The sequence below is a fragment of the Microbacterium nymphoidis genome (assembly GCF_021044885.1).
Taxonomy (GTDB): Bacteria; Actinomycetota; Actinomycetes; order Actinomycetales; family Microbacteriaceae; genus Microbacterium; species Microbacterium nymphoidis.
The window spans coordinates 259,378-283,515 of the sequence record NZ_JAJNOD010000002.1 but is presented as its reverse complement, the minus strand read 5'-3'; the positions used below and the strand labels follow the sequence as shown (position 1 = coordinate 283,515).

At 68.4% G+C, this 24,138-nt stretch carries 22 protein-coding genes; 2 read left to right on the top strand and 20 right to left on the bottom strand.

The features are described from left to right. Positions 1-31: 31 nt before the first annotated feature. The gene (locus LQ566_RS10570; protein ID WP_231091654.1) at positions 32-2,764 is read left to right on the top strand and encodes an MMPL family transporter; all 2,733 of its coding nucleotides are present in this window, start codon (positions 32-34) and stop codon (positions 2,762-2,764) included. Then, positions 2,761-5,304, top strand: coding sequence for a YhgE/Pip domain-containing protein (locus tag LQ566_RS10565; protein ID WP_231091653.1), 2,544 nt, complete (start codon positions 2,761-2,763; stop codon positions 5,302-5,304). The genes LQ566_RS10570 and LQ566_RS10565 overlap by 4 nt, the downstream gene beginning before the upstream one ends. Positions 5,305-5,381: 77 nt before the next feature. On the opposite strand, the gene LQ566_RS10560 is transcribed toward LQ566_RS10565, so the two are convergent. The 20 genes from LQ566_RS10560 to LQ566_RS10465 form a co-directional block, all read right to left on the bottom strand. Next, positions 5,382-6,623 carry a four-carbon acid sugar kinase family protein gene (locus tag LQ566_RS10560; RefSeq protein WP_231091652.1) on the bottom strand — a complete coding sequence of 414 codons (1,242 nt, stop codon included), beginning with the start codon at positions 6,621-6,623 and terminating at the stop codon, positions 5,382-5,384. Next, positions 6,620-7,492 carry an NAD(P)-dependent oxidoreductase gene (locus LQ566_RS10555; protein ID WP_231091651.1) on the bottom strand — a complete coding sequence of 291 codons (873 nt, stop codon included), beginning with the start codon at positions 7,490-7,492 and terminating at the stop codon, positions 6,620-6,622. The genes LQ566_RS10560 and LQ566_RS10555 overlap by 4 nt, the downstream gene beginning before the upstream one ends. A gap of 57 nt (positions 7,493-7,549) precedes the next feature. After that, on the bottom strand, positions 7,550-8,944 hold the full coding sequence (locus LQ566_RS10550; RefSeq protein ID WP_231091650.1) for an MFS transporter: 1,395 nt from the start codon (positions 8,942-8,944) through the stop codon (positions 7,550-7,552). A 145-nt stretch (positions 8,945-9,089) separates the two neighbouring features. Next, positions 9,090-9,860, bottom strand: a complete 771-nt coding sequence (locus tag LQ566_RS10545) for an SDR family NAD(P)-dependent oxidoreductase (protein WP_231091649.1) — start codon at positions 9,858-9,860, stop codon at positions 9,090-9,092. A gap of 10 nt (positions 9,861-9,870) precedes the next feature. Continuing rightward, entirely contained in the window at positions 9,871-10,839 is a 969-nt protein-coding gene (locus LQ566_RS10540; RefSeq protein ID WP_231091647.1) for a 3-hydroxyacyl-CoA dehydrogenase family protein, read from the bottom strand. 25 nt (positions 10,840-10,864) lie between these two features. Continuing rightward, the gene (locus tag LQ566_RS10535) at positions 10,865-11,812 is read right to left on the bottom strand and encodes a sugar phosphate isomerase/epimerase family protein (protein ID WP_231091646.1); all 948 of its coding nucleotides are present in this window, start codon (positions 11,810-11,812) and stop codon (positions 10,865-10,867) included. A 141-nt stretch (positions 11,813-11,953) separates the two neighbouring features. Continuing rightward, complete coding sequence (locus LQ566_RS10530) at positions 11,954-12,676, bottom strand: GntR family transcriptional regulator (RefSeq protein ID WP_231091645.1); 723 nt, start codon at positions 12,674-12,676, stop codon at positions 11,954-11,956. A gap of 25 nt (positions 12,677-12,701) precedes the next feature. Further along, on the bottom strand, positions 12,702-13,442 hold the full coding sequence (locus LQ566_RS10525) for a triose-phosphate isomerase family protein (protein ID WP_231091644.1): 741 nt from the start codon (positions 13,440-13,442) through the stop codon (positions 12,702-12,704). 6 nt (positions 13,443-13,448) lie between these two features. Beyond that, positions 13,449-13,904 carry a ribose-5-phosphate isomerase gene (locus tag LQ566_RS10520; protein WP_231091643.1) on the bottom strand — a complete coding sequence of 152 codons (456 nt, stop codon included), beginning with the start codon at positions 13,902-13,904 and terminating at the stop codon, positions 13,449-13,451. Position 13,905: 1 nt separating this feature from the next. Next, positions 13,906-15,627: a dihydroxyacetone kinase family protein gene (locus LQ566_RS10515; RefSeq protein ID WP_231091642.1), complete on the bottom strand. Its 1,722-nt coding sequence runs from the start codon at positions 15,625-15,627 to the stop codon at positions 13,906-13,908. Positions 15,628-16,236: 609 nt separating this feature from the next. Further along, entirely contained in the window at positions 16,237-17,244 is a 1,008-nt protein-coding gene (gene ccsB / locus LQ566_RS10510) for a c-type cytochrome biogenesis protein CcsB (RefSeq protein WP_231091641.1), read from the bottom strand. A gap of 4 nt (positions 17,245-17,248) precedes the next feature. Further along, a complete protein-coding gene (gene resB, locus LQ566_RS10505) occupies positions 17,249-19,039 on the bottom strand; it encodes a cytochrome c biogenesis protein ResB (RefSeq protein WP_372459799.1) in 1,791 nt (596 codons plus the stop codon). Further along, on the bottom strand, positions 19,020-19,766 hold the full coding sequence (locus tag LQ566_RS10500; RefSeq protein WP_231091639.1) for a cytochrome c biogenesis CcdA family protein: 747 nt from the start codon (positions 19,764-19,766) through the stop codon (positions 19,020-19,022). The genes resB and LQ566_RS10500 overlap by 20 nt, the downstream gene beginning before the upstream one ends. 28 nt (positions 19,767-19,794) lie before the next feature. Next, entirely contained in the window at positions 19,795-20,403 is a 609-nt protein-coding gene (locus LQ566_RS10495; RefSeq protein ID WP_231091638.1) for a TlpA disulfide reductase family protein, read from the bottom strand. Beyond that, positions 20,400-21,029, bottom strand: a complete 630-nt coding sequence (locus LQ566_RS10490) for a histidine phosphatase family protein (RefSeq protein ID WP_231091636.1) — start codon at positions 21,027-21,029, stop codon at positions 20,400-20,402. Before LQ566_RS10490 ends, LQ566_RS10495 begins: the two co-directional genes overlap by 4 nt. Before the next feature lie 178 nt (positions 21,030-21,207). Further along, the gene (locus tag LQ566_RS10485; protein ID WP_269143072.1) at positions 21,208-21,492 is read right to left on the bottom strand and encodes a WXG100 family type VII secretion target; all 285 of its coding nucleotides are present in this window, start codon (positions 21,490-21,492) and stop codon (positions 21,208-21,210) included. Between the two features lies 1 nt (position 21,493). Beyond that, the gene (locus LQ566_RS10480; protein ID WP_231091632.1) at positions 21,494-21,781 is read right to left on the bottom strand and encodes a hypothetical protein; all 288 of its coding nucleotides are present in this window, start codon (positions 21,779-21,781) and stop codon (positions 21,494-21,496) included. A gap of 212 nt (positions 21,782-21,993) precedes the next feature. Continuing rightward, positions 21,994-23,295: a putative T7SS-secreted protein gene (locus LQ566_RS10475; protein WP_231091630.1), complete on the bottom strand. Its 1,302-nt coding sequence runs from the start codon at positions 23,293-23,295 to the stop codon at positions 21,994-21,996. After that, positions 23,295-23,585: a hypothetical protein gene (locus LQ566_RS10470; protein WP_231091629.1), complete on the bottom strand. Its 291-nt coding sequence runs from the start codon at positions 23,583-23,585 to the stop codon at positions 23,295-23,297. The genes LQ566_RS10475 and LQ566_RS10470 overlap by 1 nt, the downstream gene beginning before the upstream one ends. A gap of 146 nt (positions 23,586-23,731) precedes the next feature. Continuing rightward, complete coding sequence (locus LQ566_RS10465; protein ID WP_231091628.1) at positions 23,732-24,118, bottom strand: hypothetical protein; 387 nt, start codon at positions 24,116-24,118, stop codon at positions 23,732-23,734. Positions 24,119-24,138: the final 20 nt, after the last annotated feature.

Sequence of the window (24,138 nt, the reverse complement as noted above, 5' to 3'; positions counted from 1 at the left end):
TGTATCGAACCTGATCGCTGGAGGCTCTCGAGTGTCGACCCTGCTCTACTCCCTCGGCCGCTGGTCGTACCGTCACCCGTGGCGGGTTCTCATCGCCTGGCTGCTCGTTCTGGGCATCGCCGGCGGCGGCGCGATGCTGAACAAGGGCACGGACAACTCGTTCTCGATTCCCGGCACGGAGTCGCAGGCCGGGCTCGAGCAGCTCTCACGCACGTTCCCGCAGGTGAGCGGAACCAACGCGCAGTTCATCGCGGCGGTTCCCGACGGCTCCGACATCGAGACCTACAAGCCGCAGATCGAGGCGACCATCGCCGAGCTGGAGAAGCTGGACGGCGTCCTCGCCGTCACCGACCCGTTCGGCGAGACGGTGGACGGCCTCATCGCTGATGACGGGTCCGCCGCCATCGTGCAGCTCCAGTTCGACGGTCAGGCCACCGACGTCCCGCAGCAAACGAAGGACGACCTCACAAGCATCACAGCGGATCTGCGCACCGAGCTTCCGGACGGCTCGGACGTGCTCCTCGGCGGCGACCTCTTCGCCGTCTCCATCCCCGCGATCTCCATCACCGAGGGCGTCGGGCTGCTGATCGCGCTGCTCGTGCTGATCGTGACGTTCCGGTCGTTCGTGGTGGCGGGACTTCCGCTCCTGACAGCGATCCTGGGCGTCGGCATCTCCATGGCGGCCATCTTCATCGCCACCCTCTTCACCTCCATCTCCTCCACCACCCCGCTGCTGGCACTGATGCTGGGTCTCGCCGTCGGCATCGACTATTCGCTGTTCATCGTGTCGCGACATCAGGATCAGGTCAGAGCGGGAGCCGACCCCGAGGAGTCCGCCGCGCAGGCCACCGGCACGGCCGGTTCCGCCGTGGTGTTCGCCGGCATCACCGTGCTCATCGCCCTCATCGGCCTCGGTTTCGCCGGCGTGCCGTTCCTCACCACGATGGGGATCGCCGCCTCCGGCGCCGTGCTCATCGGAATGTGCCTCGCCATCACCATGACGCCCGCGCTGCTCGGCTTCGTCAAGGGCAAGGTGGCGGGTCGTCCGCCGCGCAAGCCCCGCCCACGCAGCCGCACCTTCTCCGCGCGCTGGGTGCGCCTGGTCACGCGCCACCCCGTCATCACCACGGTCGCCGTGGTGGTCGGACTCGGCGTCGTGGCGATCCCCTCCGGAAGCCTCGCGCTCGCGCTGCCGAATGCCGGAGTCCTCCCGCATTCATCCGAGGCGCGGCAGAGCTACGACCTCGTGGCCGAGAAGTTCGGCCCCGGCTTCAACGGCCCGCTCATCGTCACCGGCACCATCGTCACCTCCACCGATCCGCTGGGCCTGATGGAGGACCTCGCCGACGAGATCCGCGATCTCCCCGGCGTCAAGGCGGTCCCGCTGGCCACGCCGAACATGACGGCGGACACCGGCATCGTGCAAGTCATCCCGACGACGGCACCCGACGATCCCGTCACCGCCGACCTGGTGCGCGAGCTGCGCTCGCACCACGACGAGTGGAAGGACACGTACGGCATCGACGTGTCGGTGACCGGGTTCACGGCCGTAGCCATCGACATCTCCGACAAGCTGGGCGCGGCGCTCCTGCCCTTCGGCGTGTTCGTGGTGGGTCTGTCGTTCATCCTGCTGATGATCGTGTTCCGCTCCATCTGGGTGCCGCTGAAGGCCACCGTGGGCTATCTGCTGAGCGTTCTCGCCGCGTTCGGCGTGGTCAGCGCGGTCTTCGAGTGGGGATGGCTGGCCGATGCCCTCCACGTGGCGAAGGTCGGCCCCGTGATCTCCTTCATGCCCATCGTCCTGATGGGGGTGCTCTTCGGTCTGGCAATGGATTACGAGGTGTTCCTGGTCTCCCGTATGCGCGAGGACTTCGTGCACGCCACCCGGTTCCGCCGGGCGGATCGCGCCATTGCCATCGCCTCCGTTCGCAGCGGGTTCTCCGCCTCGGCGCGCGTGGTGACCGCGGCCGCACTGATCATGTTCGCGGTGTTCGTGGCCTTCGTCCCCGAGGGCGACTCGTCGATCAAGCCCATCGCTCTCGGCCTCGCGGTCGGTATCGCGGTGGACGCCTTCCTCATCCGCATGACCCTGACCCCGGCCATCATGGCGCTGCTCGGCGACAAGGCGTGGTGGTTCCCGCGCTGGCTCGACCGGCTGCTTCCCCACTTCGACATCGAGGGCGAGGCGGTCGTCCGGGAGAAGGAGCTCGAGCAGTGGCCGTCGCCCGATTCCACCGCGGTGATCGCCGCGCAGGACCTCGCCGTGCGCGACGAGGATGCGGAGCTCTACTCCGGTGTCAGCTTCCAGGTGGAGGCGGATGACACTCTCCTCGTGAGCGGGGCGGGCGACCGTGCCGTGCTGCTGACGATCGCGGGCCGTCTGGCTCCGACGGACGGGATCGTGAAGGTGCTCGGGCGCCTGCTTCCGGCCCGCGGATCGTGGGTGCGCTCCAACGTGGGCGTCGCGCTCCTCGCCGATGCCGCCGATCCGCTGCGCGCACTGCGCACGGCCTTCTCCGGCGGCACGCGCCTGGTGGTGATCGACGGCCTGGACGCCCTCTCCGCCGCCGCCCGTGAGCAGGCCGCCGCGACGATCCGCGACGCGGGGCTGCGCGCCGCACGCGCCGGTCATTCCCTCACCCTCGCCGCCTCCGGCGGCCAGTACCCCGCCGCCGTCGCCGACGTGCTCCTGCGGGCAGACCGGTCCCGCCCGGTCACCGTCGAACTCGCATCCGTCCGCTCCACCCGTGAGGTGATCGCATGACCCTTCCCATCGAACGAGCCACCACCCGGCGCCGGGTCACCTGGCTGACTGTCATCGGGGTGATCCTGCTCCCGGTCCTCATCGGCGGTGTTCTCGTCGCCGCGCTGTGGAACCCGACCGAGAGGCTCGACAACATCCGTGCCGCGATCGTGAACGAGGACTCCCCCGTCACGCTCAACGGGCAGACCGTGCCGCTGGGGCGCCAGCTCACCGCCGGACTCGTGGAGGGATCCGACGACGTCGACAGCAACATCGACTGGGTGATCTCCAACGCGGACGACGCGAAGTCCGGCCTCGCAGACGGCACCTACGACGCCGCGATCACCATCCCGGAGAACTTCTCGGCCGCCGCCACCTCCACCGCGGGCGACAACCCAGAGCAGGCGAAGATCGAGGTGACCACGTCGCCGGACGCCAAGGTGTTCGATGCCACCATCACCAACCAGATCGCCACGATCGCCTCCGGCAGCATGGGCGAGATGCTCTCGAAGAACTACCTCGAGAACGTGCTCCTGGGCTTCACCACACTGAACGAACAGCTGGGCACGGCGGCGGACGGCGCCACCGAGCTCGCCGACGGAACGCGGCAGAGCGCGGACGGCACCCGGCAGCTGGCCGACGGAGCGACCACGCTCGCGGACGGCATCGGGCAGCTGGACAGCGGTGCGCAGCAACTCTCGAGCGGAGCGGCGACCGCGGCGGACGGCACCCATCAGCTCGCCGACGGCGCCGGTCAGCTCGCCTCCGGCCTCAACCAGCTCGCCCCGGGTGCCACCCAGCTCGCCGATGGCGCCGCGGCGTCCGCGACGGGCGCGCAGGGACTTGCGCAGGGCGCCGGTCAGCTCACCGAGGGTCTCAGCGCGCTGGCGCCGGGTGCCCGCGGCATCGCCACGGGCGCATCCGACCTGTCGGGTGGCGTGAAGACGTACACCGACGGGGTGTCGGCTGTGCTCGGCGCGCTTCCCCAGATCTCCGCCGGAGCCGGACAGCTGCGGGACGGCATCGGGACGCTGGCGGACGAGATCCGCGCCAACGCGGAGACCATGCGCTCCTCCGCGCTGCTTCCCGACGAGCTGCTGACCAACGCCAGCGATGCGGCCGCCACGACGGCGTCCGTCGCGACGCAGATCGGCGACGCCGCCCAGACGCTGGGCGCCGCGGCGCAGTCGTGCGCTGTGGCGCACGGGCAGACCGATGCCTCGTGCATCGCCCTCGCGCAGCAGGCGCAGGCGCTCGGTGCACTCGCCACCGGAGACGCGACCACGGCCGCAACGCAGGCAGGCACCGCCTCGGCGTACGCCCAGGGCACGGCGCAGGCTCTGCCGGGGACCATCGCGGACCAGCTCGTCGCGCTCGGTGACGCGATCGACACGACGCCCGGCCCCGACGGCTCGCCCAACCTCGCTCAGGGGGCCACCGCACTCGCCTCGGGCATCGACACCCTCATCACCCAGGCGGCACCGCTCGACCAGGGCGGCAAGGAACTGGCCGCAGGCGCCGCGGCCCTCGCGTCGGGCGCCGCCTCGGTGGCCGATGGCGTGGACGCGACCGCGACCGGTGCTTCCTCGCTCGCCTCGGGCTCATCCCAGCTGGCGTCCGGCATTCAGCAACTCTCCGACGGCGCCTCGGGGCTGTCCCTCGGTCTCGGGCAGACGCAGATCGGCGCAGGTTCCCTCGCCTCCGGCACCAGCGCGCTGGCCGACGGAGCCGACCAGCTGGCGTCCGGCGCCTCCGCGCTGAGCGACGGCGTCGGGCAGACGGCGGACGGCGCAACCACGCTGGCAGAAGGAACCACCACGCTCGCCGACGGCAGCACGAAGCTGGCGGACGGCAGTGCCGGCCTGGCGGACGGGCTCCAGGACGCTGTGAAGCAGATCCCGAGCTACAGCGAACAGCAGCGCACGGATCTGGCCACCGTGGTGGCGAACCCGGTGGTCACCGAGGGCACCGGCTCGAACATGTTCGGAGACTCCGCCATCCCGCTGCTGGCCGTTTTCGCACTCTGGTTCGGTGGCCTCGCCTCGTACATCGCCATGCAGGCACGCACGGCGCGCACGCTTGCGGAGCGTCGCCCGTCGGTTGTGCTCACCCTCCGGGCGCTGATTCCGGGTGCCCTGATCGGTGCTGTGCAGGGCGTGCTCATCGCCGGCGTGGTCCAGTTCGTCGCGAAGTACGACGTCGGCGAGTGGTTCGCGTTCGCGGGTGTCGCAGCCCTCGCCGGCATCGCCTTCGCCGCCGTCAACCAGGCGCTGGTCGCCCTGTTCGGCGGCGCCGGGCGCTGGATCTCGGCGATCGTCGGCGTCCTGTTCTTCGCCACCGGTGTGGTCTCCACCACCCCCGGATTCCTGGACGCGGTCGCCGGAGTGCTTCCGACGGCACCGGCGTATCAGGGTCTGCTCGCGCTGGTGACGCCCGCGGGCGGCTTCGGCGCCGCTCTGACGGCCCTTGTGATCTGGACGGTGCTGTCCATCGTCGTGACCACCGCGTCCATCGCACGCCGGCGCTTCACGTCGGTTCGGGCGCTGCAGGCCGGAGCCTGATCCGACACAACACAGCGGCCCCGGCGGAGTGATCCGCCGGGGCCGCTGTGTTGTGTCAGGTTCCCGGGGTGCCGCGGTCAGCGGCCGAGGGCTGCCAGCACGTCGGTGAGCGCCGAGGCATCGCCGACATTGCCTGGCACCACGACATACAGCCGCGGGTCCCCCTCGGCGGAGACGAGATCCCAGACCGAGACGCCCGGAATCACCTGGCCCCGCACCTCGGCACGCGTGGCGCCGACGCCCGTGCGCGCCAGCTCTGCGGAGGTGATCCCGCCCTTCGCAACGACGGCTTCCACCTCCGGGACGAGAGCGCGGACGGCGACGGTGAGCGCCTGCATGACGAGCTCGCCGTGACGCAACGTGTTGTGCTCAGGACGCCGGTGTCGCTCGGTGGACACGACCGCGAGACCGCCCTGCGCGAGCTGCTCTCGGGCGCGATCGGCCGCGGCGAGTCCCGCTGCCACCGCATCGGCGAAGGCGTCCGCCGTGGGGATGACGACGGCGGGCCCGTGGATGGCCGCGACGGCGTCGAGCTGTGCGGTCGCGCCCGCGGTGTGGGAACCGCAGGCCAGCAGGGTCGGCACCGGCAACGGGATCAGTGGACGAGGGAGTAATCCGTCGCTCTCGACGCCCGCGAGCGCGGCGGCCAGCGGCGACGCGCTGCGGACCACCACCGAGCGGCCGGCACGGCGCACCACGGCGATGGCCCGGGCGATCTCGCGGATGTCGTCGTCGGTGAGGGCGTCGGGCAGCACCACGGCGCCGGCCGGAGCCGTGGCGATGGCGGAGGCCACGCCGCCGGCGCGCACCGTCTCCAGATCCACGAGCAAAGAGGGACGTCCGGACTTCTCGGCAACGTAGTCGGCGAGCACCCCGGAGGAGAATGGGAACACCGGATCATCGGCGTACTCCGTCTCATGCGCGGGCAGGTCCTGATCGCCGATGCGCACCCGATGGACACCGTCCAGCGTGGTGCGGCCACCCGCGGGGAAAGCCGGGCTGAACACGATGACAGCGTCCTCGTCGAGGAACTGCTCGGTCTCCGCGAAGACGTGCCCGCGCAGCGTCGAGTCTCCGCGCAGGACGAACTGCAGGTCCTCACCGAGGCTCGCTGCGGCGCTCCTGGCCGCGTCGCGAACGTCCGACACCAGTGCGATCGCGGCTTCCTCGTCAATCGCACGGGAGTTCGTCTGCACGTACACGCTGTCCGCCCGGGAGAGCGCCTCGCGCAGCAGGTCCGCGTCGTACTGCAGGAGCACGGTCACCCCGGACGCCGACTGGGTCCCGGTCGGGTCGTCGTCCAGCACCACGGTCTTCATGATCCGCTCCTCTCGCGATAGGTCTCGATCACGCTGGAGTCGTCGCGGCCGCGCAGGCCCGCGGCATCCGCGCGGAGGAATCTCTCACGGGCAGCGGCCAGCACGGGCAGCGAGATGCCGGCGGCATCGGCCGCATCGGCGACGAGTCCGGTGTCTTTCACGAAGATGCCGATCTGGCTGAGCACCGGGGCATCCTCCCCCTGCAGCATGCGCGGACCACGATCGGCGAGCATGAACGACGCAGCCGCACCCCCGCCCACGACGTCGAGCACGAAAGCGGGGTCCAGTCCCAGCCGTTCCGCCAGGGCCAGTGCTTCGGCGGCGGCGACGATATGAACCGCGCAGAGGTGCTGATTCACCACCTTGACCGCCTGCCCGTCCCCGATAGCGGCCCCGACCACGCGCACGGTGCCCATGGCATCCAGGACCGGCGCGACGGCCGCGATGTGCTCGCTCTCGCCCGCAACGAAGAGGGAGAGCTCGCCCGTGGCCGCGCGCGCCACGCCACCGCTCACCGGCGCATCCACGACCCGCGCACCGGCACCGGCCAGCCGCTCGGCCTGCGCGCGGACGGCGTCGGGACCGACCGTGGACATGACGATCCAGTGCGATCCCGTGATCTCTGCTCCGGCGAGGGCCGCATCCACCACGGCGGCGAGCTGCTCAGCGGTTGCCACCATGACGACGGCGACATCGACGACGCCGGCGTCCGCGATGGAGGCCACGGCACGCAAGCCCGCCGCTGCCGCACGCTCTCGTCCTTCCGGTGACGCTTCGACGCCGACGACGTCGAAGCCGGCTCGGGCGATGCTGCGGGCCATCGGCAGCCCGATGGCTCCGAGGCCGATGAAGACGGTCTTCGATGACATGCGTTCCTCCTGTCGAAGAGTACGGGGCGCGTACCATCCGGTACGCGCCCCGTCGGGTCAGTGACCTGGTGCCCGATCCGTGACGAGCAGGGCGTCGGCCTTCGCGCTGAAGAAGCGCGTCGCCCACATCATGACGGCAGCCACGAAGGCGAACACACCCAGCGAGACCACACCCCAGGCACCGCTGTCGGTCGGCACCGCGTCGTTGATGCCGGTGCGCATGATGGGCGCCACGAAGCCGCCCAGATTGCCGAGCGAGTTGATCAGGCCGATACCGGCGGCTGCGGCCGCCCCCGTGAGGAACGAGGTCGGGAACGACCACGTGATGGGCCCGGTCGACAGGAATGCCGCGACAGCGACTGTGATGGCTGCGATGCCCAGCAGCCCCTGACCGTTGGCCCCGGCCCAGGCGGACACGAGGATCGCGAGACCGGTGATGAGGAAGAACAGCGCACCCCAGGTGCGGCGCCGCTTGACGGTCGTGGCGTGCTTTCCCACGTAGTAGCAGGCGAACAGGCCCACTGCCCACGGGATGGCGGAAACGAGACCCACCTGCCAGCCGACGGACTGCCCGATGAGGCTGGACACCTGCTGTGGCAGGTAGAACGTCGTGCCGTACACCGCGATCTGCAGGCAGAAGTAGATCGCCGTGAAGTACCACACCTTCCAGCTGATCAGCGCGGCGCCGATCCCGCGCGGACCGTCGGACTCCTTCACCGAGTCCTCGTGATCCATGACCTCCTTCATCGCGGCCTTCTCATCGTCATTGAGGAACTTCGCCTTCTGGGGCGAGTCGACGAGGAAGAAGAACGACGCGATTCCGGCGGCGACCGCCATCATGCCCTCGACGAAGAACATCACCTGCCATCCGGCCCAGGGCGTGACCTGGTCACCGAAGCTGATGAGCCCACCCGACAGCGGTGCGCCCAGCATCTGTGAGAACGGCTGAGCGAGGTAGAACAGCGCGAACATCTGGACGCGGCGCTTGTTCGGGAACCACTGGGCCAGGAACATGATGACGCCGGGGAACAGTCCCGCTTCCGTCACGCCCAGGAGGAAGCGCAGGATGATGAACATCGTCTCGCCGTTCACAAAGGCGAACGCCGCAGCGACGATACCCCACGTGATGGCGATGCGAGCCAGCCAGAAGCGGGCACCGAACTTGTCCAGCAGCAGATTCGAGGGGATCTCGAACAGCGCGTAGCCGATGAAGAAGATGCCGGCACCCAGCGCATAGGCGCCCGCGGTGATGTTGCGGTCGACCTCGAGGGCGGCCTCGGCGAAGCCCACATTCGTGCGATCGAGGAACGCGACGAAGTAGAGGATGATCAGCATCGGCATGAGGCGGAAGGTCGCCTTGCGGATACCGCTGGTCAGATGCGGGCTGGACAACAGGTCCTGCGCCACGGTGACATTGGCCCGCGTGGCGGGACCGAACTCCGAATGGGACACGAACTCTCCTTTGAGTGGTTATCGAATGGGGGTCAGCCGCCCAGGGACGGGACGATCAGCACGAGGCCGATGACCACGCAGATCACCCCGACCGCGAGGAAGGCGATACGGCTCTTGGACCAGGATCCGGACATGTGCGCGAACCTCAGTGCATGTAGAGGCCACCGTCGACGTTCAGGGTCTGGCCCGTCACGAATCCGGCGTCCTCGCTGATGAGGTAGGCGACAGCGGCGGCGATGTCGGTGGGAGTGCCGATACGCGGCAGGACACCGTCGGCGGCCATGGCGGCCTTGCGCTCGTCCGTGAGGGTACCGCCCATGATGTCGGTGTCGATGGGGCCGGGCGAGATCACGTTGGCCGTCACGCCGAGCGGTCCCAGCTCTCGGGCGATGGAGCGCATGAGGCCGATGACGCCCGCCTTCGATGCCGAGTACGGGGTCTTGGAGAACGTTCCGCCACCACGCTGGGCGGAGACGGAGGAGATGCCGACGAGGCGGCCCACCCCGTTCTCCGCAAGCGTGCGCGCCACGCGCTGGGTCACCCAGTGCACGCCTTCGAGGTTGATGGACTGCACGCGGTGCCACTCCTCCGGGGTGACCTCCAGGTACGGGATCGGAGACGAGACGCCCGCGAAGTTGACCAGTGCGACGGTCTGGGGCAGCTCGGCCTCCAGCGCGTCGACGGCCGCGACCGCCTGCTCGCGATCGGCGACGTTCGCGCCGACGCCCGCGGCACGGACGCCGTGGGCTTCGGCGACCTCGGCGGCGGTGCGTGCGGCGGCGTCACCGTCGACGTCGATGATGCCGACGTTCCACCCGCGCTCGGCGAGGTAGAACGCGGTGGCGCGGCCGATGCCGCGGGGGCTGGCGGCGCCCGTCAGGATGACGGTGCGCTCGGTGGGAAATGCAGTGGCCATGTCGTTCTCCTTAGTTCTGGGCGGAGTGGATCGGGGCGGGGCCGAGTTCGTCGACGAGCTTCTTCATCGCGACGTAGGCCTTGTTGCGGTACGCCACGAGCTCCGGGGTGCGGTCGGCCGGGACGTCGAGGAAGCCTGCGCCCGACTTGGTGCCGAGCTTTCCGGCGGACACCAGGGCATCGAGGATCGGCGGGGTGGCGAAGCGCTCGGGGAACTCGGTCTGCAACGAGGCGTAGCAGAACGCGTACACGTCCAGCCCGGCCATGTCGGCGATGGCGAACGGGCCGAAGAACGGCAGCCGGAAACCGAAGGTGGTGCGGACGATCGTGTCGATGTCCTCCGGCGTGGCCACGCCCTCCTCCACCAGCTGCGTGGCCTCGTGGAACAGCGCGTACTGCAGGCGGTTGAGGACGAAACCGGTGGCGTCCTTCACCCGGGCGGTCTCCTTGCCGGTCGCGGCGACGATCGCCTCCACCGTCGGGAGGACGGCCTCGTCGGTTCCCGCGTGCGGGATGAGCTCGACGCCGGGGATGAAGGGCGCCGGGTTGGAGAAGTGCACGCCCAGGAAGCGCTCCGGGTTGCTGACCGCTTCGGCCAGGCGGCCAATGAGGATCGTGGAGGTGTTGCTGCCGATGATGGCGTCCGGGGATGCGGCCGCCGAGATCCGTCGCAGCGTCGCGTGCTTGATCTCGATCTTCTCGGGCACGGCCTCCTCGATGAAGGTGGCCCCGGCGACGGCGTCTTCGATGGTGGCGGCCGTGAGGCGCTCGGCGATCACGGCAGCGGCGTCGGCGGGGAAGAGCCCGTCGGCCGCGAACTGCTCCGCCTCGGCGATGAGGCGATCGCGGTTCTTCTGCGCGATGTCGATGTCGACGTCGGCGATGCGCACGTCGGCGCCCGAGAGCGCGAGCGACTGCGCGATGCCGCCGCCCATGTAGCCGCTGCCGATCACTGCATAGACGGGACGCTGTTCGGTCATGTCGTTCTCCTTGTCGATCAACGGGTCAGGCCTCTGCCACGTCGGGCAGCAGGGTTCGCAGGTAGTCGCGGTTGGTGGCGCACACGCCGAGGCTGTCTCCGCCGTACTGCTCCATGAGGAACGGGCCGCGGAAGCCGATCTCGACGGCGCGGGCCACCATCGCGCGGTAGTTGATGAGACCGAGCTCCATGCTCGTGGGCACCGCCGTCTGCCAGCTGCCGTCCCCCGCCTCGTCACGGATGTAGTTCTTCACGTGCCAGTAGTTGGCGTACGGGAGGGTCTTCTCGTGCATCTCACGCCAGTCCTCGATCGGACGGTGCAGACGCACGAGGTTTCCGATGTCGGGGTTGAGGCCCACGTTGTCGAGGCCGATCTCCTCGATCAGGCGCACGGCGCTGTCCGCGGTGCCGAGGTACGTGTCCTCGTACATCTCCAGCGCCATCGGCAGACCGACGGATGCCGCGTGCTCACCGAGCTCGCGCAGGCGCCGGACGGCCAGGGCGCGCGTCTCTGCGTCGTCGGGGTCGACCGGTCCCGGCGCCGTCCAGAACCACAGCGCCTTGCGCTGCGCCTCGCTGAACGGCTGGTGCAGACCGGTGGAGAAGACGCTCATGCCGAGTTCGGCGGCGGCATCGATCGCCCGGTGGGCATAGGCGAGGTTCTGCTCGCCCTTGCCCGGTTCGATCACGCTCTGACGCTGCACATGCACCGAGATCAGCTCGACGCCGTGCGCGGTGGCGATCTGCTTCAGCTCCGCTCGGCGTGCCGGGTCCAGCTCGGAGGGCCGGATGTGGCTGTCGGCGATCTCGACGGCGGTGAAACCGAGGCGCTCGATCTGGCCGAAGACGCCGTCCCAGGTCTCGGCGGTCGCATCGTGCAGGCGCGTGCCGTCCGCGGCGACGGGAGCGAATCCGTGCATGCAGACGGCGATCGGCCAGTTCTGACTGGTGAGGGGGTGCGACGTTGCGGTCATGACGACTCCGTTGACGTGATGGCGAACCGGTCTCGGCTCTTCGTAGATCCTATAGGAAATAGGTGATGCGTCAACCCCTCACCTCGGAGACGAGAAATGCGCACGGCCTCGAACGAGACCGTGCGCATGTCGATGGTGGGATCAGACCTGCTCGAGATCGAGGGAACGGGCCCGCACCTGCTCGATGTGGTGCTGCATGAGACGTTCGGGCGCATCCGGGTCCTCCCCCGCGAAGGCGTCGGCGATCGCCTCGTGCTCGGCGATCGCCTCGCGCACGTCGGTGACCCCGTGCAGCACGGACTGCCGCATGCGGTGCAACTGCGCACCGAGTGACTCGGACATGTCGCTGAGGTAGCGGTTGCCGCAGTGATCGAACACCACGCGATGAAAGGCCGCATCGGCGGCGAAGTAGGCGGTGGTGAGTTCCACGTCGGTGTCTCCCGCGCGCAGCGACGTGATCACGCGCTCACCGATACGGCGATGCGCTTCCTCCGCCGCCCGCAGCTCCGCGAGCATCGCCGGGCTCGCCGGGGTCGCGAGGCGAGCGGCACGGGACTCCAGCATGATTCGCGCGTCGAACAGCTCACGCAGCTGTTCGACGCCCAGCGGCGGTGCGACCCGATAGCCCTTCAGCGCCTCGCGGGTCACCAGTCCGGTGCGCTCCAGCTGCACCATCGCCTCACGCACGGGCGTGGGTGAGACATCCAGCTGACGTGCGATGGTGTCGATCGACAGGCGCGCACCCGGGGCCGCCTCGCCGCTCAGCAACAGACGCAGGATGCGGTCGTACACGTGATCGCGCAGCCCTCGACGCTCGATCGTCGAGTCCAGTCCGCGCAGACCGCCATCGCCTGCTGACACCATCCGTACCTCCCAGAGCCGGGCGCGATCACGCCGTCAGCGCGCCCACTTCATCGAGGATGTCACGAACTGCGCCCGCTTCGTGCGCGAATCGGCCGAGGAAGAGCCCGTCGACGCTGTCCGCGATCCTGGTGAGCAGCCCGGGTCCGGCACTGCCCCCGTAGATGACCGCGCCGCGGCGCTCCCCCTCGCGCAGGTGGGCGCGCAGCCGTGTGCACACCCTGCGGATGTGATCGTCTGACGCGGGCGCGGGCGCACCGATCGCCCAGAGCGGCTCATAGGCGATGACGATCTCCCCGTGTGCGCCTGCGTCATCGGCAGCGGCGAGCGCACTGCGGATCTGGGCGATGCAGACATCGGCGGCGGCTTCGGCATCCACCCGTTCGGACTCACCCACGCACACGATGGGCACCAGACCGTTCCGCAGCGCGGCATGGGTCTTGGCTGCGACGACCGCGTCGGTGTCTCCGAACATCCGGCGCCGCTCCGCGTGTCCCACCTCCACGAACCGGCACCCGAGCTCTGCCAGCACCGCGGCCGACACCTCACCCGTGAACGCGCCGGAGTCCTCGGTGGCGACGTCTTGCGCTCCCACCAGAAGATCACCCGCACGTTCGAGGGCAGCCGGAATGGAGGGGTACTGCGGAATCACGAAGGCCGTCACGGCGTCTGCTGCCGGATGACCCGCGACGATGGTGGCGACATCCGACACCCACTCCAGCGTGCGCGCGTGGGAGAAGTACATCTTCAGACTCGCCCCGATGAGCATCGCGGATCAGCGGCCTTCGTAGGCGCAGATCTCCCGCACCTTGTCCGCGGACGCGCTCTGCGGGTCGAAGGTGTAGGTCAGCCACTCGGCGGCCAGCCGTCGCGCCAGCTCGATGCCGATAACGCGCTGGCCCATGCACAGGACCTGAGCATCGTTGGAGAGCACGGATCGCTCGACGGAGAACGAATCGTGGGCGGTGACAGCCCGGATCCCGGCGACTTTGTTCGCCGCGATGGCGACGCCGAGGCCGGTGCCGCAGATCAGGATCGCGCGATCCGCGTCCCCGGCCGCGACCCGCTCGGCCGCCGTCGTCGCGATCGTCGGATAGTTGGTGTGGCCGTCGGCGTCCACGCCCACGTCCACCACCTCCGACACCAGTGGGTTGTTCAGCAGGTCGGCCTTGATGCGTTCCTTGTAGTCGAAGCCGGCGTCATCGCAGCCGATCACGAGTCGAAGTGCCATGTCAGTTCTCTCCCTTGAGGATGTCGAGGACGGTGTGGGTGATGAGCGCGAAGGAAACTGCGCCGGGGTCAGGAGTGCCGAGGCTCTTGTCGCCGTGCGAGCGGGCGCGGCCCAGGCGTGCGGTCAGATGGGCGGTCGCCTGCGCCGCTTCCTGTGCAGTGCGAGCGGCCTCCTCCCACGCCGGGACGAGGTCCGCGCCGGCGGAGAGCTGCTGGGCGAGGGCGTCCGCGAACGGAACGATGGCGTCGATCATCGTCTTGTCGCCGACCGTGGCCTTGCCGAAGGACATGACCGCGTCCTTCATGCGGCCGACGCCCGCCCCGACCTCGGGTGCCCCGACCGGGGCTTCGTCGCCCAGCGAGGCGCCGAGCGCAACGAGCATCTCCCCCCAGATCGCGCCGGAGGTCCCGCCTCCCTTGTCCGCCCAGGCGTCGCCTGCGTGCTGCAGCAGCGTGCGCGCCCCGGCGCCGCCGGCCAGCCCTTCTGCGGCGGCCGCCGCTGCGGCGCGGCTGCCGCGCTGCATGCCGATGCCGTGGTCCCCGTCCCCGGCGACCCGGTCGATCCGGCCGAGCTCCTCCGCTTCCGCATCCAGCATGGCGGCCATGGCTTCGAGGGCGGTGGCGATGGTCACGGCAGCGGCGCGCGATGCGTCCGATGCCGGCGGGATGACGAACTCCTCGGTGAGTTCCTCGATCTCGTCCACCACGACGCGATCGGCCACGGCGCCGCGACGGAAGGCCGGAGTGTCGCAGGCGGCGAGCCACAGGCGCTCGAGCTCGTCGTCGAGCCAGAGCAGCGTGAGCGAGGCGCCCGCCATGTCAAAGCTGGTGCAGAACTCACCCACCTCCGGCGAGACGACGGTGACCCCGGCCTGGGCAAGAAGGCGGTCGATCGCCGCATAGACGACATACAGCTCCTCGTACTTCACGCTGCCGAGCCCGTTGAGGATCGGAACCACGCGTGCGGTGGCGAGATCGACGCCGTCGGGCACCTCCGCCAGCAGGGAGGAGACGAACAGCTCCGCCAGACCGTCGGCCGTGGGGATGTCGACCTCGTCGATGCCCGGCTCGCCGTGGATGCCGAGCCCCACGGCCATCCGCCCCTCGGGAACGGTGAACAGCGGCTCGTCGGCGCCCGGAAGGGTGCATCCGCCGAACGCGACACCCAGGGACCGGGTCCGCTCATTGGCGAGGGCGGCGACGCGCTCCACACCGTCGAGGTCCTGTCCCTCCTCCGCAGCAGCGCCGGCCACCTTGAACACCACCAGATCCCCGGCGATGCCGCGGCGCTTGTCCCGTTCCGTGATCGGTGCGCTGGAGATGTCATCCGTGACGGTGACCGTGCGACAGTCGATGCCGGCGGCCCGCAGCCTTTCCTGCGCCTGCGTGAAGTGCAGCACATCGCCCGCGTAGTTCCCGTAGCTGAGGAGCACGCCGCGTCCCTCGTGCGCAGCGGTGGCCACCGAATGCACCTGGTGCGCCGAGGGGGAGGCGAAGAGGTTGCCCATCACGGCGCCGTGCGCGAGCCCCGGACCGACCAGTCCGGCGAACGCCGGGTAGTGCCCGCTGCCGCCGCCGATGACGACGGAGACCGTGGATTCGGCACCCCGCGTGGAGCGGACCACTCCCCCGGTGACGGGACGAACCCAGCGGCGGGATGCCGCCACGAACCCGGCAGCCGAATCGGCCGCGAAGTCATCCGGATCATTGAACAGGCGCGTCATTGCGATCTCCTCCACGTGAGAGCGGGCGGTGCCCCGCACCTCAGCATCCTATAGGAAATTGGATAGAGGAAGCTAGTGAGTCCGCCGATCGCGGCGGCGGCGGCCCAGGAGCGTGCCCAACAGAGCACGATGTCGGCAAACGAGGACGTTGTCGTCAAAAGAGGACGATGTCGCCAAACGAGGACCACTCCGGCCGAATCATCCTCTTTTGGCGACAATGTCCTTCGTTGGTGACAACGCTCGCGACGCGCCAACCACGACGCGGCACGTGCAACCCCGGACCGAACCACCCACAGCCCCGCTCACGAAACATGCACATGGGGCGCAGACACGTCCCCAACAGAGGACCATGTCGCCAAACGAGGACAACGTCGCCAAACGAGGAGCACTCCGGCCGAAACATCCTCTTTTGGCGACGTTGTCCTTCGTTGGTGACAGCCTTACGAGCCCGCACGGCTATCGCATGCTCATCAACCGCCACACGGCAGACGTGTACCCGCCACACCAGTACCGCCACCACCACACTGGTGCCGCCCGCAAAAGAAACCCGCGCCACCAGCCCCAGAAACAGCAAAACCCCGCTCGCGCGGGGTTTTGCTGGGCCTGGACTCAGCTCAGGCCGGAGTAAGCGTGCAGTCCCTTGAAGAAGACGTTGACGATGGTGAAGTTGAACAGCACCGCAGCGAAGCCCACGATCGACAGCCAGGCGGAGCGGGCGCCACGCCAGCCGCGGGTGGCGCGCGCGTGGATGTAGCCGGCGTACAGCACCCAGATCACGAAGGTCCAGACCTCCTTGGTGTCAAAGCCCCAGTACCGCCCCCAGGCGTCATTGGCCCAGATGGAACCGGCGATCAGGGTGAAGGTCCACAGGATGAAGCCGACGATCGTGAAGCGGTAGGCGAGACCCTCCAGACGCGTGGCGTCAGGGATCGTGTCCAGGAAGGATCGCTTGACCGGGGCCGCGGCGGACGCGGCGATCTTCGCCGCACGACGCGACTGCATCAGCTGAAGGATCGACAGGCCGCAGGCGAGAGCGAAGAACGCGCAGGCGAGGGTCGCCACGAACACGTGGATCACGAGCCACACGGACTTCAGCGGGTCGGCGAGCGGGACCACCTTCACATAGAAGCTGAGCGTCGCACCGGCGAGGAACAGCACCACGATGAGCGAGATGAACGAGCCGAGGTAGCGCAAGTCGTAGAAGAACAGCACGACCAGGTACACGAGCGACACCAGGAACGTGCCGGTCATGGCGAACTCGTAGAGGTTCGACCACGGCACGTGACCGATGGCCAGACCACGCAGGATGATGCCCGCGAAGTGGAACAGCAGGCCGAGCCACATCACACTCGTGGCGATGCGCGCGTAAAGGTTCCGCTTGCCCCCTGCAGGACCGGAGGCCGCGGGGATGCTGGCGCCGCCACCGGTGACCGGATTGGTTCCGTCCGCCCCCACCAGGACCTTCTCCCGTACGGTCACGGCCGCATCGACACGGTCCGCAGCCTGCTGGGCGCGGCGCGCGATGTCGAAGGCGTAGATGAGGAGGGCGAGCGCGTAGAGCGCGATCGCTGTCCAGATCGACAGAAGGGAGAACTGCTCGAAATCGGACGCGGACATGGGCTCAGTCTACTTTCTGACCGGAATCGGACGGCTGGGGGGATTCGGCGAGCGCCGCCTGATGCTTGTCCGCGATCGCTTCTACGGACGCGGCGAGCTGGGGGTCCTCACCACGAGCCAGGCCCGCGTACTCCAGGGTGACGCGCTCCCCCTTCGGGGTCGCCTTCACCCAGACGCGCCGGCGCGGGATGAACAGCGCAAGCAGCAGGCCGAGCAGCGCCAGCACGGCGAAGATGAGCACGAAGATCGATGTCGGGTCGTGGTGCATCTGCAAGGAGACGTATCGGGGGACGGAGTGCTCGTACTGGGTGCTGTGATCCGCGGCGGGCGAGAGCTGCGCCTTCGGATCCAGATTGTCGAAGGTGACGGTGCCCCAGCCGTTCGGCAGATCGACGGTCTCACCCGGCTTCATGATCAGCGGCGGGAAGTCCGCCTTGGGGCCGGCGATGTTGCGCATGCTGGACACGTCCAGCGTGTAGACGTTCACCGGGGTGCCGTCGTTGATCCCGAGGTCGCCGGCGTACACGTTCAGCGAGAGCGTCGGCATGATCAGATCCGGATACACCGAGGTGAGGGCACCGGTGTCGAGGGTTCCCACCGTGGGATAGAAGAAGCCCTGCAGCCCCACCTGCTCGGGCAGGCCGTCGGTGATCTTCACCACGCCGCCGGAGAGCATCGTGCTGTTCTCCTGCGGGACGAACGGAACCGCCTGGCTGAAGATCTCCTCGCCGTCCGCGTTTCGCACCGTGATGTGGGGCGCGTAGCCGTTTCCGAGGAGGTACACCCGGTCTCCCCACAGGCTGAGCGGGTGGTTGACGCGCACCGTCTGCTTCTCCTTGTGACCGTCGCCGGGTGCGGTGATGGTGAGGTTGGCAGCGAAGTCGCCGGCCTGTCCCGGAGAGTTGCTGTCGGGAAGCTGGTAGGTCACATCGAACGAGTCGAGTGTCATCCCGTACGGGACGAGGGCCTCATCGCTGACGAAGCGGCCCTTGTTCATCGAGGAGTAGTCCACGAGCTGGTTGACGAAGGTGGTGCCCTCGACGATGACCGTCTGGCCGGTGTAGGAGAACCCGCCACCCATGCCGACGGAGATCAGCACGCCCACGAGCGATACGTGGAAGAGCAGGTTGCCGGTCTCACGCCAGTAGCCGCGCTCCGCGGAGACCGAGAATGCACCGCGTCCGTCGTAGCGCTCGACCCGGTAGCCTGCCGCACGCAGCTGGCTGGAGGCCACCTCCACGGCGTGCTCGGCCTCCGCGGCCGCATCGCCCGGCACCTCGAAGACGTCCTCGCGATGATCGGCAAGGCGCGACAGACGCGCCGGCGTGCGAGGCGGGCGCGAGCGCAGCGCCTTCGCGTGGTGCTTGATCCGCGGGATGATGCAGCCGACGAGCGAGACGAACAACAGCAGGTAGATCGCCGAGAACCACACCGAGGTGTACACGTCGAAGAGCTGGAACCAGTCCGCCACCGGGAACATGTCGGGGTTGTTCGTCTTCCACGCCACGACGCCGTTGGGGTCGGCGCTGCGCTGCGGGAAGATCGAGCCGGGGACGGCTGCGATGGCGAGGATCAGCAGCAGCACCAGCGCGGTGCGCATGCTCGTGAGCAGCCGCCAGGCCCAGCGGAACCAGCCGATGAGACCCAGCGCCGGAGCGTTGACGTCTTCGCGATCGGCGCCGGATGCGCTGTCGATGTAATCCGAAGGGCGAAGCGGGTCGGTGGCGTCGGCCGCGGAGGCCTTCGCGATCCGCGGCTTGCCGCCCGGGCGAGGGTCAGAGGGGGAGGATGACACTGGACATCACTGATCCAAGACGGGTCATGAGCATCGTCCAGACGCCCAGGACCATGAGAAGGCCGACGATGATGAGGAGCACGCCGCCGATGATGTTGACGACGCGGATGTGCTTGCGGATGAACGCCACGGACCTCGAGGCCCACCCCAGACCCAGCGCCAGCAGGATGAACGGGATCCCGAGGCCCAGGGAGTAGGCGATACCGAGGATCGCCGCGCGACCCGGGTCACCGAGTCCCCACGCCACCGACATGATCGTGGCCAGCGTCGGCCCCATGCAGGGTGTCCAGCCGACGCCGAGGGCGATACCCAGCAGCGGCGCTCCGATGAGACCGGTCTTTCCCGAGACATCCATCTTGACCGTGCGCTGCAGGAACGACACCTGACCGATGAAGACGAGGCCCATCAGGATCACGACCACACCGAGGATGCGGGTGATGAGGTCCTGATACTGCATGAAGACGCCACCGAAGAAGCCGCCGAGCACGATCACCACGACGAACACCGCGGTGAAGCCCAGGACGAACAGCAGCACGCCGAAGAGCAGGCGCCCGCGGGAGACAGCACCGCCCTGCTCGCCCGAGCCGCGCGTCACGGTGCCGCCGAGGAAGCCCAGGTAGCCCGGAACCAGCGGCAGCACGCACGGCGACAGGAACGAGATGAGACCGGCGAGCAAGGCCACCGGCAGCGCCGCCCACAGCGCGCCGCTCGCGACCAGGCCGTTCACGAGACCTCCGCGGCCGACGGTGAGCCGGTCACGATTCTTCGGAGAGCTCGGTGACGAAGGTGTTCAGCACGGAGGGGCCGTCGATTGCACCGATGATGCGGGCGGCGACGCGTCCCTCCTTGTCGAGCACGACCGTGTTCGGAGACGCCTGCAGCGGAACCGTCTGGGCGAAGGCGATCTTCGCCGCTCCGTCGCCCGCGTCGATGATGCTGGGGTACGTGACCCCGTAGGTCTTCATGAAGGACTTCGCGGTGTCGGCCTGATCGGCGGTGTTGATGCCGATGAAGCTAACGCCGTTGTCCTTGTGGTCCTGATAGACCTTCTCCAGGTCGGGCGCCTCGACGCGGCAGGGACCGCACGCGGCGTACCAGAAGTTGATCACCACGACGTTTCCGCGAAGATCGGCGCCTGAGACCTCGTCGCCGTCTTGCGTGACGCCTGCGAAATCGACCGGCTTGCCGCGCTCAGCTTCGGGAACCTCGACCCAGCGCCCGTCGCCACCGATGTACCCGGCGTTCTGCCCGTCACGGAACGCCTGAGTAGCGGCGTCGGTGGACGTGCAGGCCGACAGCGAGAAGGTGAGTGCCACGGCCGCGAGTGCGGCGGCGGCGGTGGCGAGCATGCGGCGCCTGGTCATACTGCTCCTACATCGACAGCGGATCCGGTGGATGCCGGCTCGGCATAGCCGACCTCGGTCCACACTCCGTCACGCCGCTCGAACGACGTGACGGAGGAGAGCGCGCAGCGGCGCGTGCTCGGGTTGTGAGCGAGCTTCTCGCCCGCGACGGAGAGGTGGGTGATCCAGATCGGCGCCTGATGCGACACGATGACGGCGTCCGCGTCGTCGGTCTCGTCCCAGAGATCGTCCATGGCGGCGCGCATGCGGGCAGCGATGGAGGCGAACGGCTCTCCCCAGCTGGGCACCGACGGCCGCATCAGGTAGCGCCAGTTGAGGGGGTTGAGCACAGCGAGCCGCATCCGCTTGCCTTCGAAGGCGTTGGTCGGCTCGATGACGCGGTCATCCACCACGGGTGCGAGGCCGAAGCGCGCGGTGAAGGGCTGCGCCGACTCCTTCGTCCGCTGCAGCGGGGAACACACCAGCGCGCCCACCGGACGGTCGAGGCCGGCCACGTAGTCCGCCGCCTGGCCTGCCATGGCGCGACCTGCCTGGCTCAGCCGATAGCCCGGAAGGCGACCGTAGAGCACGCGCTCGGGGTTGAAAACCTCCCCGTGGCGCACCAGATGGAGACGGGTTGCGGGCACCCTTCAATCCTACTGAGGGCCACCTGGCGACCGGCTGGACGGATGCTGTGCGAGAGCGTCAGCCGCGGCTGCGCACCGACGAGGCTGGATTCAGGCCGCGGGCTCACCGGCCGCACCGCCGGCTCCCCTTCCCGATTCCTTCGGGCCTCTCGGGACCGTTTCGTCCCGCGGGCCCCGTTCAGGCCCAGACGCGGGCGGCCAAGGCACCCGTGTCAATGCTGATCTGGTTCGCATTGGCGAGACGCCCGGTGAGCTCGCGAAGAACGGTGCTCATCGCGGCCTGCGCCGCGCTCCATCGCGCGTGAGCGACTCGGTACGCCTCCCGTGCTTCTCCGTTCCACTGCGACTGCAACAGCGCTGCGGTCGCATCGAGCTGCTCAAGCTCCCGAGCGATCTGCGTGGCTGCAACAGACATCTCGACAACGAGCCCGGCTACGCTCTCATGCTTAACAGAAATCTGCATCTCATCCCCCGACCCCGAGATCGAACTCACGCAACTGATACGGCTGTGCAACAGTGTCGGTGAGGTAGAAGGTCAAGAAGACCACGGCCGCCTCCTCAGCAGTGAATACTTCGTTCGACGAGACAGTGACCTGCGCACGGTCATTGATCCAGATCGTGGTGGGCGGCCCTTTCACCGGCTCCTGTCGTCCCACCGTGAACAGACGGGCCGTGCCGTCCGAGGTCATCACCCGCGCCTCTACGGTCATCGCTTGCGCGGAGCCGCCCGCCTGAATGAAGGTCTCGCCCATCCGCGTCGGGCTCCGCTCCCCCGCAGGGACACGCCAGATCGAATAGGTGGTTGCTCCCTCTCCATCGAGAGTGCGTAGAGAATTGAGGATGTGATGAGAGACCGTGCCCCCGATGGGATTTAGCTCCCCCGCTAACTCAGCGATCGGTCCCGAGGCGTACCCAACTCGTTCGCCGTATGCGACTGCACACATCTCACTCTTCCTCAATCTCTTCAAGCTATCGTTCCGCGAATCACGCGAACCGCGGTGACGCGAATCTCTTCGCCATTCAGCGTGCCGACCGCAGGGCTGTTCAGTAGACCTTCGTCGAATTCACGTTGCACATAGCCTTCTCTAAAATACTTGTCATATTCGCTACCGAACTTGACCTCAACGCCCGTATAGGTGCCGTCTGGATTGCGTATGAGGCCGTCGTAGTAGCGCCCATTCTGAGGTGCGCCAGGATAATCGATACGCACCTTGTCACGTATCACCGTGACATTGAACCTCTCTTCGAGCTTATCCAGGCCGTTCTTCTCCGCCTGCTCATAGTCGCGAGGGGGCGCGTCCGGGTCTCGGGATGTGAAATTGCCTTTGTAGTCCCGTCCGTCGCCGCGGTCCATGCCCGGTCGGCGGTCGGGATCGGTGGCGGCTTCGTTCATCCAGCGGTCGATGCCGTTGCCCAGCATGCCCGCACCGCCCGCAGCGACCGTCCCGCCGGCGATGACCGCGGGAACGGCGATGGGGGAAGCGCCACCCACGGTGACGAGTTCCAGGCCCCCGCCTCCCACGATGGTGGCCACACCACCGGCGATGCCGAGGATCCCGCCGAGGATCTCGAACACGATGTCGGGATGCTCGAGGACGGTCTCGACGATCCCGCCGAGAAAGTTCAGGGTGGACACAAACGGCTGGACCACGCTCATGTCCACGGTGAGATAGACCGCGGCATCGATGGCTGCCTGCTGGGCCTGTTGTGGTGTCAGCGGGAGCGGGGCCGCGTTGCTCGCTTCCCCGATCGTGTTCGCGTACCCGGTTGCCAGCACGTCGAGCTGGTAGCGGGCATTCGCCAGCACTTCCCGCGCTTCCTGGTGCGCCGGCCCGGACGGATCGACGAACGGGACATCGACGTCGACGTGCCGCAGCCCGTGCCCGCGGCGAAGCTCGCGGACATACTCCTCATGCTGAACGAGCGCCGCCGCTGCTTGCGCCTCAGCCGCGTCCCACAACTCGATCGCGCGCGCCGCCTCGGCTTGGGCCCATTCCAGCGCGTTCGCGTAGTTGCCGAGTGCGTTCGCCGCGGACGTGAACACGTCACTCGTGTCCTGCCAGTACGCCAGCTGCGTACGGAAACGCTCCAGATACCGGTCGTACGCGGCACCGGTCCAGGTGCCCGCGTCATCCAGTTTCGCGAACGCATCACGCGTGGCGAGCGCCTTCCCCGCCGTCCTCGCCCATTCCGTGGCCCCGAACCGGGCGTTGGACACCGACCCCGGAATCAGGGCCATGGCGCTCTGCGTCTGCCCGAGCTCCATCAGAAGTCCCAGATCAGCGAGTCCAGCTCACGCTGGGCGGCATTCTGCCCCTCGTCGAAAATGCGCGCGGTGCTCGCGAGCTTGCCCGAGAACTCCGTCAACTCGTCGACGCGCGACTGAAGCCCCGTCCCCCACTTCTCCATGAAGAAGCCGACCGCTTCCTCGATACCCGCATGCCCCAGCGACGTCGGGTGCGAGACCCTCGTACTCCCGAACCCCGCGGCAATCTGCGCAGCCCCCGCCGCCATGACCCGCAACTGATCCGTATCGACCCCATAGTCATCGTCCATCCCAGCCCCCAGGCCGTGCCACATATAGTAGGCACGGCCGAGGTGCGAATGCACCGCTCGACCGAGAGGATTCCGCGCGCTGTGATCACAGCTCCCCCGCCGCGCACCCTCTCAGGAGCGCGGCGTCGAAGACCGCGACGAGAAGATCAGCCCAGCAGCGACAGGCCGAGGGCGGCCAGGTGACCGACCACACCCGCGAGGATCCCCAGCAGCACGCCGAGAATCGTGAGCCACACGGCCCCGTTGCCACGCTGACGGCGGCGCAGCAGACCGATGAGGAAGAACACCAGCGGCAGCGCGAACGGCAGCGCCATGGTGGCCAGCGCCACCAGGCGGCGCACGCCGCTCGCGTTCACGGGCGTCGGCACGTCCGTGTATCCCATCAGCAGGACGGCACCGCCCCAGCCGAGAAGCAGGAACACGAGGGCGAGCACGAGATCGGCGATGCTCGGGCGGATGCGATCGACCGTCTCTGCGGTGGCGGTGGTGCGTGGCGACATGGTGATTCCACCGTAGGTGAAGAGGATGCCCATTCACACCTCCCCCGCACGGA